Consider the following 12,583-nt stretch of genomic DNA (forward strand, 5'->3'; position numbering starts at 1 on the left):
CATCTCGGCTGCATGTTGGTTAGTCGCTGAGAGTGCGGCTGCTTGTCTTGACCTCGGCGACCTTCACCGCGACAAACCTGCGAAATCCATCGTGAAGGGTACCGGCAGATTCGAACCAAAGAGACAGTAGCTGGTGCTCAGGTGACTCAAGAATCGTTGAGAGCTGCTCGTCGGTGACTTCAATATAAAGCACATTGGCCCCGTCACGCTTCAACTCAGGCTTCGTTGAGGCAGAAATAGGCTCTGCTCCGTTTTCGCTGTTTGAGCCGTCATCAAGGTCGGCGAAAGGATCGTCGGCGGCCGCTGGCTCGTAATCCATGCGCAAAAGAGCCTTCTCTTTGGCTGTCTTGCCAAGGTATGGCAGTTCTTTGCATGCTGTCCGATAGAGCTTGTCGATGCCTTTGCGCTCGAGTTCCTGAAGGATGTTTTCGGGCCGGACCTTTCTGAGTTGACACAGTTCCAAACCGCGCGCGAGCTTGTAGGCGCGGTCATAGTCGTGGGACCAGCCAAAGACAAACCTCATGACCAAAAGCAGGGCCTTAGGGCGGTCTTTCCCTGTTCGGATAGAGTGCTTAGTAGCTTGAGACGCATTTGCTACCTCAACAAAGTCCTTCCAAAGTGCGTAGCTGCGCTCAATTTCGTAATAGGCTGCATACGCCGCTGCAGCGGTCGCGTGTAACTTTGCTCTGTATTTCTTCTCTCGGGGTGGGGTCTGTGCGCGGCACGTCAGCAGAACTGAGATAGGCGAAGTGCGTGCCTCTTCCACGGAAGGCACATCGATAGCTTTGATTCGATCTTTCCCGCCTGCGTGATCTTTGGAGATAGCCTGCAAAGTTTGCGTTACGCAAAGTTCTGAGGTGGATGAAGGCGGGGCGATCAAAACGTTATGGACTGAGTCGCCATCAACAAGGGTTGTGGCAAACGCACCTGCGGCAAAGGGCGTTGGCGAGACGATGCTCTCGCGGATAAGCTCATTAAACCTACGTCTGCGTTCAGCTGGGTTGGGTACCCGAACTGAGTTGATGCGGGTCGGAGCCTTCATCGTGCGCTCCTCTCGCTGGTGGAAGCGGACGTATTCTGCCGAACGAAGGCCAACAGATCGGCGTAGCGATAGCTGACTGAAGCGCCCACTTTCACGAACTTTGGGCCAACTCCTGTGACACGCCAATTCTGCAGGGTCTTTAGGCTAACATTCAGAACGACTGCCGCCTCCTTGGTGCGCAGCAGGTCGTCGAGGCGGTGCCGCCGTGAAGGCGTCGCAGTGCCATAGTGTGGGAGGAATGCGCTCGCGTCAGTTCCCGCTTGGGTGGCCGCCACAAATGCTAGTCGCATCAGGCCCGCGCGGAATGCGGCGGTGGGGTCTTTCTTCGGGGATTTCATGGATGTAGCTCCCTTGAGAAGGAGCCGGGCTGGAGACAGCATCGTATAAAAAAGCCGTCCGCCAGCCCGACTCAACATTTGAGTTCGGACTTAGCGAGACGGCCGTCCGGTCATCCGGTGATGCTAGTTAGGCACCATGACCTTGTCGCAGCTGACCGGGCTGTAGCGACAAGGCTCGCTGTCTCCAAGTTGAGCCGCAGGCCCAACGCTTGCCTAAAGGGCAAGACGGACCCAAGAAGGACCCGATGGCAGCAACGTAGTAACGCCTGTTTCGTGTTTCAAGGCTGGCTAGAACGAATCGTTGAGGGCTGGCGCTTCGTTCTGACCCCTTAGGTCGTTTGCGGGAAGAGCAATTTTGAGATTTCAGTGCTCACAGCCTGTGCAGCTGAGGCCAACGCTTGATCGGGGCGATGGATATATCGAGACGTCACGCCTCTGCCTTTGTGACCAAGCAACCCCGCTATCGTACCATCAGAATAGCCTAGGCCCGACGCTGCCGACGCAAAAGTATGCCGCAGTGTGTGGGGCGTGGCGTCTTCGATATCCGCTGCTTTCAAGATCCGTCCTGCCTCCTTGCCAATACCCTGATAGGGCACTTTACGCCTGCTTCCGGTGAAAACGAACGGACTACCCGCCAACCGACGTTGAGCATTCAAGATGCTAACTGCCGCATCTCCAACGGGTCGGATGCTTTTGCCGGTCTTGGTATCCTCTAAGCGAAGGCACTTTAGGGCGAGGTCAATTTCGCCCCAGCGCAGACCAGTGATTTCGCCAACGCGGCAGCCAGTCAGACATAGTAACGTTACGATTTTGACAGCGTGAGGATTGAAGACTTTCCCGTCTTTGTCCTTGCCTGCAGCTAAGGTCGCCCCTAGTCGGCCTAACTCCTCGTTGCTCAGGAAGCGTTGGCGAGCCTCACTCCGGTAGCGGCGCACTTTGTGGACAGGATTATGCTCGATGACGCCTTCATCAACCGCCCATGTCATGATGCCGGACAAAAGATCGGCAACGCGGGCAGCGGTCGCTGGACCGCCTCTAACATTGGCTCGCCCGCGTAGCTTAGTCTTCACTACCGTGGCCGTTTTGCCTGTGGTGACATCGCTGATCAGGCGTTTGACAGCTCGGCTGTCTATCTCGTCCACCGCTTTCTTGCCGATCAGCGGCTTGATGTGGCGGCTGATCCGTCCCTTGTCGATAGCCAGTGTTGATGCCTTCTTGGGGCGATTGAAGCGGGTTAGGATTGCTCCAGCCTCTGCCGCCACCATGTAGCGGTCGCAAAGATCCGAAACAGTCATTGTTGGTGATTGGTCTCGTACAACGGCAGGGTCTTGCCCTGATGCGACCAGTCCCAGCAGTCGCTTGGCCTCAATGCGAGCCGTCTCGACCGTCCACGGTGATCCTAGGCGGCCGATAGTGAACCAGCGTTGCCTTCCCTTGGCGGAGTACTTGATGCAAAAGCTGGGGTGCTTGGATTGGCGGCGCACACCGAAACCGGGTATAGAACCGCGACCGGAGTCCCACATCGTCGAGTTAGGCTCCATTTGCTCGACCTCGGTCTTGGTTAAGGGCATGGCGAATTAGCTACAGATTAGCAACAGTTGTCGCGGGAATTCTAGGGAAACGTAGGGTACCTGTTAGCTGAAAAGCTTAGCAAAATCAATCGTACATTGAAACCACGGGCAACGCAGGGAACGAGGCGTAGTTCGTTTACACCGAAGATGTCGGCGGTTCGAGCCCGTCATCGCCCACCATTCAAACCCACATTTCAAATCAGCTGAGACCCGGCCGCCGGCGCGTCGGGTATCACGGCGGCACCATACGGAAATCCTTCCCCTCGGGCAGCAATTGCCCGCCGTCGACGACGATGGTCGTGCCGGTGATATAGCTGGCGTCGTCCGAGGCGAGGAACAGGAAGGCGTTGGCCACGTCGCGTGGGCTGCCGAGCCGGCCGAGCGGGATCGAATCTTCCATGTTCTTGATATAGGCGGCGCCGCGATGTTCCTGGATGGCTTCGGTGAGGATATTGCCGGGTTCGACGCCGTTGACGGTGATGCCGTAGCCGGAGAATTCAAGCGCCGCGGCGCGAATGAAGCCGTTGATGCCTGCTTTCGTCGCCGAATAGTGGCCGTGGCCAGGGCTGGTGACGTGCGGGCCGGTGATCGAGGAGGTGTAGAGCATGCGGCCAAAGCGCTGCGCCTTCATCGGCACCAGGGCCGCGCGGCTGGCGTTGAAGGTGCCGCGCAAATTGACCGCCATGACGCGGTCCCAGTCGTCGGCGCTGGTGTTCTCGATCAACTGCCAGGGATAGATGCCGGCATTCTGGACGATGATGTCGAGGCGGCCATGGTGTTTCAGCGAAAGCGCCACGGCGGCCTCGGCGTCGCTCATTTGCGAGATGTCGGTGCGGATGAAGGGAACGCCAAGCTCATCCGCACTTGCCAGCCCGGCCTCGGTCTCGGAGTCGGCGAGCACCAGCCTTGCACCTTCCTCGGCGAAGCGCAGCGCGATGCCCTTGCCGATGCCGCGCGCGCCGCCGACGATCAGCGCCACCTTGCCTTCCAGTCGTCCTGTCATGCGAGCCGTCCTGTCACGCCAATCCCCGTCTCACGCCAATCGTTGGCGAATGGTTTGCTTGAATGCATCGAGCAGCACGGCCGCCAGCACCAGCAGGCCATGGATGACCTGGGTGAAGTTGGCGGGCAGGCCCATCAGGTTAATCGCCGTGTTGATGGCCGAAAGCAGGAGCACGCCGGCGTAAACGCCGGGCAAGGTGCCGACGCCGCCCTTCAGGCTGACGCCGCCGATAACCACGGCCGCGAAGGCGTTGAACAGAAGGCCGACGCCCAGATTGGCGGTGGCGCCCGAGGTGCGGATCGCCAGCAGCCAGCCGGCCAGCCCTGCGATGGCGCCGGCGAGTACGAAGGCGATGATCAGGTTGCGGTTCACGCGGATGCCGGCACGGAAGGTCGCGGTTTCATTGCCGCCGATCATCACCAGGTGCCTGCCGAACGGGGTCTTGGCCATGATCAGCGAGAACACGACGAAACAGGCCACCGCGATCCAGGCGGTAAGCGGCAGGCCGACCAGGCGCTGGATGCCGAACCAGCGGATGGCGGGTGCCAGATCCTGCGCCGAGCGGCCGCCCGAAATGACCAGCACCAGGCCGCGCACCCAGATGTAGGAGGCGAGCGTGATGATAAAGGCGCTCATCTTGACCTTGACCACGAGATAGCCGTTGAAGGCGCCGATGAGGCCGCCGACGGCCAGCGCCAGCAGCAGCGAGACCGGAACCATCAGCCATTCCGGGTGCAACTGCACGCCGAGGCCAATGCCCGAGGAACAAAACAGGATGCCCACCGCCATGGCGCTGAGCGCGGCGACGGATTCGACCGACAGGTCCATGTGCCCGGCAATGATGACCAGCGCCAGGCCGATCGACATCACGCCGAGCACGCTCGACGCTTCGATGATGTTGGCGAAGATGCCGAGCTGGAAATAGTTCGGGATGAACAGCGAGAAGACGACCAGGACAAAAAGCAGCATGAACCAGACGAGGTTGTCGAGGACGAACTCCAGGGCGTGGCGTGTGCGAGGGTTCATGTGTCGATCCGGTTGGCGTGCGGGATCAAGGCCGCGGCAGGTTGCCTGCGTCTCGTTTCATGCGGGCAGGGCAGGGCTCCGGGCCTGGTATGGCCCGGAGCGGTCGGGCCGTCTGTCTATTCGACCGGCTTGACGGTATCCGTCGGCGGCTTCTGGTTGCCCCAGAAAGCCGGGTTGTCGACGTTTTCCTTGGTGATGGCGGCACCCGGGATCTTGATGTTGGGGCCCCAGGCTTCCTTGGTGAGGGTCGATTTCAGGCCAAGCACATCGTATTCGCCGGGCTTGATCTCTTCCTTCTTGACGACCTTGTCCATGAACATGGCGACGGCGGCGGCCTGTGCGTAAAGCGGCTGCTCGACTTCGACGTTGAGCCAGCCCTTGCGGATCAGGTCGAGGCCGACCGGTGCGCCGTTCGAGCTCATCAGCATGACGTCGCCCGGCTTCTTGCCGGCGGCCTCGAGCGAGGCGACGGCGGCGACCGACAGGTGTGCGGCATGGCTGAAGATCAGGTCGATGTCGGGGTTGGCCAGCATCTGGTCGGCAACGATGGTGCCGGCGTTGCTGGCCTCCCACTGCATGGCCGGCAGCGAGATGATCTTGACGTCTGGGAACGCCTTCATCTTCTCCTCGAAACCCTTCTGGATGTCCAGCGTGTAGGGATCGCCGGGATCGCCAAGCACCTGCAGGACCTTGCCCTTCACCGAGCCGTTCTTGGCTTTCAGAAGCTTTTCGGCCTGCTCGGCGGCGACGTAGCCGATCTCGACGGTGCCCGCGACCGACGTGAAGTCGGACGGTGTCGACGTGATCTGGCGGTCGAACTCGACCACCGGAATGCCGGCCGCGCGCGCTGCCTCGATCGATGGTTTCAGCGCATTGAAATCGACGGCGGCCAGGATGATCGCCGCCGGCTTCAGCGCGATGACGTCGTTCATCTGCGATTGCTGCGCGTCGGTCTTGTTGTCGGCGTTCAGCGTCTTCATCTCGTAGCCGGTCTGTTTCAGGAACAGCTCCAGCGCGCTCACCGAGCCGGTCTGGAATTCGTCGAGCAATGTCGGCACCATGTAGTAGACGATACCCTTGGACTGGGCGAATGCCGGCGTGAGCGTGGCAAAGGCCAGTGCCAGGATACCGAAGACAGCAAGAAGTATTCGCTTCATGTCGTTGGCTCCCTGTTAAGCCGGACCCCTCTTTGTCCCTCAGCCCGCCGGTCCGGCACCGGCAAGCGTCTCTCCGGTGATCATGTTGATCACCGCATCGGGACTTGTCTTGTTGCGGGCGACATCGCCCGCCACGACGCCTTGCCGGATGACCACGATCCGGTCGGCGACCTGAAAAGCCTGCTGCATGATATGGGTGATGATGACGACGCCGATGCCCTGGCTCGCCACCTGGCGGATCATGTCGAGACCGCGCCGGGTTTGCTCGACGCCAAGTGCGGCGAACGGCTCGTCGAGAAGCACCAGCTTGCCGCCCCAATGCACGAAGCGGTTCAGCTCGATGGCCTGCCGCTGGCCGCCCGAGAGATGCTCGACATTGGTGCGCAGTGAAGGAATGCGGGTCCCGGCGCTGGCCAGCGCCTTGCCGACGATGGCTTCCATGGCGCGCTCGTCGAGCACCGGAATGCCGAGCACCTTTCTGGTGATCTCGCGGCCCATGAAGAAATTGGCCACCACATCGACATTGGTGCACAGCGACAGGTCCTGGTAGACGGTCTCGATGCCTGCCGCCTTGGCTTCCGCCGGCGACCGGGCCAGGAATTCCTTGCCCTCGAACAGCATGCGGCCGGAGGTCGGTTCGAGACCGCCAGCTATGATCTTGACCAGCGTCGACTTGCCGGCGCCGTTGTCGCCGAGCAGCGCCACCACTTCGCCCTTGCCGATGGAAAAGCTGATCCCCTTCAGCGCTTCGATCGCGCCGTAGTTCTTGGTCACGTTGTCGAGCACCAGCAGGGGTTCGCTCATGCGGCAATCTCCCTGGCCGAAAGTATGTCGCGGCCGCGCTCGCGTTCGGCGGCGAACATCTGGCCGAAGCGTGGCGACAACACCCCTGAAACGGCGAGCGCCGCCGCGCCGCGCAGCACGGCATGCTGGCCGCCGCTGGCGACGATGACGCGCGGCGTCTTGCGGTCCGCGCGGGCCGAAACCGAATTGTGCAGCGGTTCGGCCGCGTCCGCCAGGCGCTCGAGCAGTTCCGATGCCGCCAGGCCGCCGAGCACGACCGTCTCTGGATCGAAGAGGTTTTCGATGATGGCGATGGTGTTGCGGAAGATCGGGCCGACTTGCGCCACCCAATCGGCGTCGCTGCCGGCCCGGCGGCCTCGCGCCTCGAGCGAGAGGTAGCGCTCGAGGCAGCCTCGGTTGCCGCAGGGGCAAAGCTCGCCATCGGGGACCACGGGAATGTGGCCGATCTCGCCCGCATTGCCCCAGGCGCCGCGCAGAACGCTGCCGTCATGCATCATCGCGCCGCCAAGCCCGACGCCGAAATAGAGATAGTAATAGTCGGAATGGCGGGCTCCGATGCCATAGAGCCGCTCGCCCATCGCGGCGGCGGCCATGTCGCTCTCGAAGAATGCTGGCAATCCCGTCGCGGCCGTCAGCCGCTCACGCAGCGCCACATGCTTCCAGCCGGTCATCGTGGTCGGGCCGACAAAGCTCATGGAGTCCACGTCGAACGGGCCGGGAAGCGCCATGCCGACGCCGATGACGCGGCCGCCGGGCCGCTTGCCCGTGAGGTCGCGGACCATGGCGCCGATCTGGTCGAACGCGTGATCGGGCGTCGCGTTGGACGCTTCGCGGCGTGAACTCTCGATAACGTCGCCGCTGAGATTGATCAGCGCGGCGTCTATTCCAAGCGGCGTCAGGTGGATGCCGACGGCATAGCCGCCTTCCGGGTTGATGCGCAGCGTTGCCGGTGGCAGGCCACGTCCCTTCGGCTCTTCGCGCACGGACAGGATGTAGCCCTGTTCCTCCAGTTCGCGAACGATGGTCGACACGGTCTGCACGGTGAGCCCGACGTGCCTGGCGATGTCGCCGCGTGCAATCGGGCCATGACGGCGGATGGACTCAAGCACGATGCGCCGGTTGTATGGCCGCCCGAACTCCTGATTGGTCCCCCGCAATGCCATGCCTTGCGCCCCCACTTGACGTAAGGGTCGCATCAAACATTTATTCAGTCAAATGGAATTCAAAAATAATCCGGAAGCTGAGGAGCCGCGATCCTATGGCGGTTTACGGGGTGCGGGATACCGCATGGCGAGGAGAGGTGTGCTCGACCGGGACCGACGGCTCCGGATTCAGCAAGCGAGCGGCTGATCTTGCTAGAGATACTGGGCGACTTTCTTGCCGACGGTCAAGAAGCGCAGCGGATCGATCGCCTCGCCATTGTGACGCACTTCATAGTGCAGATGCGGGCCGGTCGAGCGCCCACTGCTGCCGGTCTTGCCGATGACGGCGCCGGCGTCCACTTTCTCGCCTACCGTCACGTCGATCTCGCTGAGATGTCCGTAGCGCGTGGCAAAGCCATTGCCATGGTCGATCTCGACCATGCGGCCATAGCCGCCATTCCAGCCGGCCTTGGTGACGATGCCGGGCGCGGTGACCTTGGCCGCCATGCCGATCGGCGCCCTGAAATCCATGCCCGAATGCAACGCGGCCGTGCCGAGAATGGGATCGGTGCGCACGCCGAACGGACTGGTGACGGAGTGGCCAGGGGCAGGGTTTGCAAGCGGTAACCGGCGCGCTTCCTTCTTGAGATGATCGAGCGTATCCAGCGCCTCGTCCAGTTCCTTGACCTTGCTGTCGAAGATCATCGACGAGTCGAGCGGAATCAGCGGTCCGCCGACGTCGCTTTCGTTCTTGCCGAAATCACTGTCGACCGGCAGTCCGGCCGTCTGCAGCGCCTGCTGGATGGCATCGGCGCTTTTGTAGGCATTGTCCGCGAGCGTGTTGATGCGGCTGAGCTGTTCATTCTCGATGGATTTCAGCGACTGGTTGATCGAGACGAACAGCCTGTCGGCGCGATCGGCGGCTGAGTCGCTGGGCAGCGGATCGGTGCGGGTCGACCACAAGGAGAAGGGCCTTGTGTCGGCGGTGCCGAGGTCCGCGCCCAGGCTGGCAACCGCGTAGTTCCGCGCTGGCTGGCTGATGCTGCCGGTCACCTCGGCGCGCTTGTCCGGCTTGGCGGGCGCGGCCGGATCTTCGGCGGGCACCGTTCCAACGTCACTTTCGGCGCGTTCGAGCAGTGGGCCGAGACGGCCATGCCGCTGGCTGAGCTGCGTCTGGCGCTCGAGCAGTTCGCTGACTTTGGTCTCCATCAATTGCTGGTCGAGCAACTGCCTGCTGGTGATGCGGTCGACCTGGGCGCGAAGCGCCGAAATGCGATCCTCGTAAGCCTGCTGCATGCGAGCCTGGCGCGCCGTGGTGGCGCCGATCAGGTCGTCGCGCAGCACGAGATAGGATGTGGCCAGGAGGTAGCCGATGGCAATGGCGGCGAGTGCTGAACCGATGAATGCCGCCAGCCAGGGGCGGATCGTGAAGTGCCTGATCTCGTTGCCCCGGGCGATGATGATCGTGTGCGGTTCCTTGCGCCTGCCGAAGACTGCGGACTGACCGGTTGCGTTCACGGGACCAAGCTTTCGTTACGACACTACGACCGCCCGATTACACATTATTAGGGTTAACAAAGGCTTGCCGTATCGGCTGCGCGACGCCGAATGCACGCAATGCAGGCGAGAGGTTGCATGGAAATCGCCAGCTACGGCCGCTACGTCGCGAATCGTTGGCGAGGTGCACCAATGTTCCGCCAGCAGCGGTCAGTCACGCGCTGAGCAAGCTCCAGGTTTCTTAACTGTATTCGATTGCATTTAATTGACTCTTTTCGAGTAAAGACCTGCTGGTATTTCGGATTCACCGTGGCGGTAGGAATGCTGGACGACCTGGTTGGCAAGATCCTCGACAAGATTTCGGGCACCAGTCTGCTGGCGACGGGGCTTTTGCTGCTGACGGCCCTTGTCAGCGCGCTCGTGGCTTATTGGCGCACGGTCGAGGAGAAGAGCTGGAAGGAATTTTTCGAGTTCGTCGTCCCCCATGAGGTCATCACCCATCCCTCCGCGAAGGCCGACCTGCTGTTCTGGATCACCAGGAAGGCCCTGATGCCTTTCCTGATGCTGCCCGCCGGAATTGTCTTCGTCACGGCGGTGGGCTACGGGACCAACTGGCTGTTTTCGACACTGTTCCAGTTTCTGCCGCCTCTGATCGAGGGGCCGGCAGGACCGGTGACGGTGCTGATCTTCACCATCAGCATGCTGCTCGCCTACGACATTTCCTATTATCTCTATCACGTCGCCCAGCACCGCTACCCCCTGCTTTGGGAACTGCACAAGGTGCATCACTCGGCCGAGGTGCTGGTCGGGATCACCAAGGACCGGGTCCATCCGCTCGACGAGTTGATGAACCGAGCCTGGGACGGGCTCATCGTGGGGCTGTGCTTCGGCATCTGGTCGCTGATTTCGCTGAACCTTGTCGAACTGACCGTCTTTGGCGTTAACGTCTATGTCATGCGGAACATCCTGATGATGGATTTCGTCAGGCACACGCATTTCAAGATCTCGTTCGGCCCGCTCAACAACTTGATCCTGTGTCCTCATTGGCACCAGCTGCATCACAGCGTCGATCCGCGCCACTACGACAAGAATTTCGGGCTGCTCTTCTCGTTCTGGGACCGGCTCTTCGGAACATTGTGCGTGCCGAGGCCCGACGAGGACTTCAAGTTCGGACTGGTCGACCGCGATGTGCGCGACTACCAGTCGCTCGCCGGCCTTTATGTCATGCCGCTGAAGCGGATGTGGGGTCATGTTGCCAGGCGCATCCGGCCTGGAAAGCGACAGCCACGGACTGCGCGACCATCGGAAGGGACACGGCCATGAACGCTCCCGTCACGCTCTCCATCCCGCGGACACGCACCTTCGAAATCGTGACATCGGCGGTGCGCCTGGCCGAGATCGCACCGGCCTGGAGCGCGCTCTGGCAGCGGGCTGGCGGGCTTGTCTTCCAGCATCCCGACTGGATCGCGGCCTGGTGGCGCACCACCCCGCATCAGGAGCGGCGCGCCCTCAGGATTGGGCTTGCCTGGAACGGCGACCGGCTCGAGGGCGTGATAGCGCTCGCGACCTTCAGGCGCTCCGGCATCCGCATGCTCGAATGGGCGGCGAAGGATCACAGTGACTATGGCGACGCGCTGGTTGCACCCGACAGCGACCCGCAGGCGATCTCCCGCCTTTGGCAGCATGTTTTCGATCAGGGCGGCTTCGACCTGATCTACCTCAATCGTCTGCTGCCGGATGCCGGTGTTCATGCCCTGCTGTGCCCGACCCACGGCAAAGCGCTTCGGCCCAACCACCGCGGTGAAATCAGCTATCGTGTCACTGGTCCCTGGCAGAGTGGGGCGGAATGGTTCGAGACGTTGTCGAAAAAGGGTCGGCAGAACTATCGTCGTGGCCGCAAGTTCATGGAAGAGAGCGGCGCATTGCGTTTCCGCCTCCTGGATGCGGATGACCCGCGCGAGCCGGTGCTCGAGCGGGTCGCGACGCTGAAGCGGCTCTGGCTCGTTCGGCATGGCCGCGCTTCGGATCTGTTCGATGAGGGCTCGCCGGTTCTCGCCGCGCTTATTTCCGTGCTGGCCGACCTCGGGCTGTTGCGCATTTTCGTGCTGGAGCTTGACGACACGATCATCGCGGTCTCGATCAACTTCGAGCAGCACGGCACGATGATGGCTTTCGTCACCACCTACGATCCCGAACACGAGCGCGCCTCGCCGGGTATGGTGCTGATGATGGACTATATCCAGTGGTCGCTCGACCGTGGCCTTGCCACGATTGATTTTCTCTGCGGCGGCGAGGATTTCAAGCGCCGCTTCGCCACGCAATCAGTCGCGCTGTCGTCGATAATGGGTGCGCGCGGCTTGCGCGGTCATCTCGCCGCACTGGCCGATCATGTGGACCATGTTTCGAAGTCCTGGAAGACCCGGCGGCAGCCGAAAGCCGACGCGGTGCCTGACGAATAGCGCCACGATCGTCGTTTGCGTCGTGTGCTTTGGCGACGCTCAAAGCGCGCGAACGGCTTCCAGAACGGCCTCGGCATGGCCCTTGACCCGGACCTTGCGCCAGATCTTGGCGATCCGTCCGTCACGGCCGATCAAGAATGTCGCGCGCTCGACGCCCATGTATTTGCGGCCATACATCGATTTCTCGACCCACAGGCGGTAGGCCTCGATCACCTTGCGCTCCTCGTCGGCGGCAAGATCGATGGTTAGATCGTATTTCGATTTGAACTTGTCGTGTTTCTTGGCGCTGTCGGGCGACAGGCCGATGACGACAGCGCCGGCCTTCTCGAATTCCGGCTTCAGCCGCGAGAAGCTGATCGCCTCTTGCGTGCAGCTTGTCGTGTCATCCTGAGGATAGAAATAGAGCACGACTGGCTTGCCGGCGGATGCGGCCAGGCTGAGCGATCCGCCGCCGTCCCGCGGCAGATCGAATTGCGGCGCGGGATCGCCTACTTCGAGGTCAGCCATATCGATGCCCTTGTTTGAGGTTACGCGCGAAGCCACA

12 protein-coding genes and 1 tRNA gene are annotated in these 12,583 nt (G+C 61.6%); 3 read left to right on the top strand and 10 right to left on the bottom strand.

Annotation, left to right across the window (positions count from 1 at the left end):
- Positions 1-19: 19 nt before the first annotated feature.
- The 3 genes from LB571_RS11095 to LB571_RS11105 all read right to left on the bottom strand — a co-directional run bounded on the left by LB571_RS11095 (position 20) and on the right by LB571_RS11105 (position 2,951).
- Positions 20-1,042, bottom strand: coding sequence for a hypothetical protein (locus LB571_RS11095; protein WP_224594416.1), 1,023 nt, complete (start codon positions 1,040-1,042; stop codon positions 20-22).
- A complete protein-coding gene (locus LB571_RS11100) occupies positions 1,039-1,380 on the bottom strand; it encodes a helix-turn-helix domain-containing protein (protein WP_224594418.1) in 342 nt (113 codons plus the stop codon). The genes LB571_RS11095 and LB571_RS11100 overlap by 4 nt, the downstream gene beginning before the upstream one ends.
- 329 nt (positions 1,381-1,709) lie before the next feature.
- Positions 1,710-2,951: a tyrosine-type recombinase/integrase gene (locus LB571_RS11105; RefSeq protein ID WP_224594419.1), complete on the bottom strand. Its 1,242-nt coding sequence runs from the start codon at positions 2,949-2,951 to the stop codon at positions 1,710-1,712.
- A gap of 106 nt (positions 2,952-3,057) precedes the next feature.
- Between LB571_RS11105 and LB571_RS11110 the strand changes: the two genes are divergently transcribed.
- Positions 3,058-3,131: transfer RNA gene (locus tag LB571_RS11110), tRNA-Val, on the top strand.
- Positions 3,132-3,183: 52 nt separating this feature from the next.
- On the opposite strand, the gene LB571_RS11115 is transcribed toward LB571_RS11110, so the two are convergent.
- From LB571_RS11115 to LB571_RS11140, 6 genes are all read right to left on the bottom strand, one after another.
- On the bottom strand, positions 3,184-3,954 hold the full coding sequence (locus LB571_RS11115) for an SDR family NAD(P)-dependent oxidoreductase (RefSeq protein ID WP_015318185.1): 771 nt from the start codon (positions 3,952-3,954) through the stop codon (positions 3,184-3,186).
- Between the two features lie 30 nt (positions 3,955-3,984).
- The gene (locus LB571_RS11120) at positions 3,985-4,980 is read right to left on the bottom strand and encodes an ABC transporter permease (protein WP_015318184.1); all 996 of its coding nucleotides are present in this window, start codon (positions 4,978-4,980) and stop codon (positions 3,985-3,987) included.
- Positions 4,981-5,096: 116 nt separating this feature from the next.
- Entirely contained in the window at positions 5,097-6,137 is a 1,041-nt protein-coding gene (locus tag LB571_RS11125; protein ID WP_015318183.1) for a sugar ABC transporter substrate-binding protein, read from the bottom strand.
- A gap of 39 nt (positions 6,138-6,176) precedes the next feature.
- Positions 6,177-6,941, bottom strand: coding sequence for an ATP-binding cassette domain-containing protein (locus LB571_RS11130; protein WP_224594421.1), 765 nt, complete (start codon positions 6,939-6,941; stop codon positions 6,177-6,179).
- Positions 6,938-8,104, bottom strand: a complete 1,167-nt coding sequence (locus LB571_RS11135; RefSeq protein ID WP_015318181.1) for an ROK family transcriptional regulator — start codon at positions 8,102-8,104, stop codon at positions 6,938-6,940. The genes LB571_RS11130 and LB571_RS11135 overlap by 4 nt, the downstream gene beginning before the upstream one ends.
- 192 nt (positions 8,105-8,296) lie before the next feature.
- A complete protein-coding gene (locus LB571_RS11140; RefSeq protein ID WP_224594425.1) occupies positions 8,297-9,601 on the bottom strand; it encodes a M23 family metallopeptidase in 1,305 nt (434 codons plus the stop codon).
- A 300-nt stretch (positions 9,602-9,901) separates the two neighbouring features.
- On the opposite strand from LB571_RS11140, the gene LB571_RS11145 reads away from it, so the two are divergent.
- Positions 9,902-10,903 carry a sterol desaturase family protein gene (locus LB571_RS11145; RefSeq protein WP_015318179.1) on the top strand — a complete coding sequence of 334 codons (1,002 nt, stop codon included), beginning with the start codon at positions 9,902-9,904 and terminating at the stop codon, positions 10,901-10,903.
- On the top strand, positions 10,900-12,039 hold the full coding sequence (locus LB571_RS11150) for a GNAT family N-acetyltransferase (protein ID WP_224594427.1): 1,140 nt from the start codon (positions 10,900-10,902) through the stop codon (positions 12,037-12,039). The genes LB571_RS11145 and LB571_RS11150 overlap by 4 nt, the downstream gene beginning before the upstream one ends.
- Positions 12,040-12,078: 39 nt before the next feature.
- Here LB571_RS11150 and LB571_RS11155 read toward each other — a convergent pair whose 3' ends face one another.
- Positions 12,079-12,546, bottom strand: coding sequence for a peroxiredoxin (locus LB571_RS11155; protein ID WP_015318177.1), 468 nt, complete (start codon positions 12,544-12,546; stop codon positions 12,079-12,081).
- Positions 12,547-12,583: the final 37 nt, after the last annotated feature.

Source organism: Mesorhizobium sp. BR1-1-4 (assembly GCF_020165375.1).
Taxonomy (GTDB): domain Bacteria; phylum Pseudomonadota; class Alphaproteobacteria; order Rhizobiales; family Rhizobiaceae; genus Mesorhizobium; species Mesorhizobium australicum.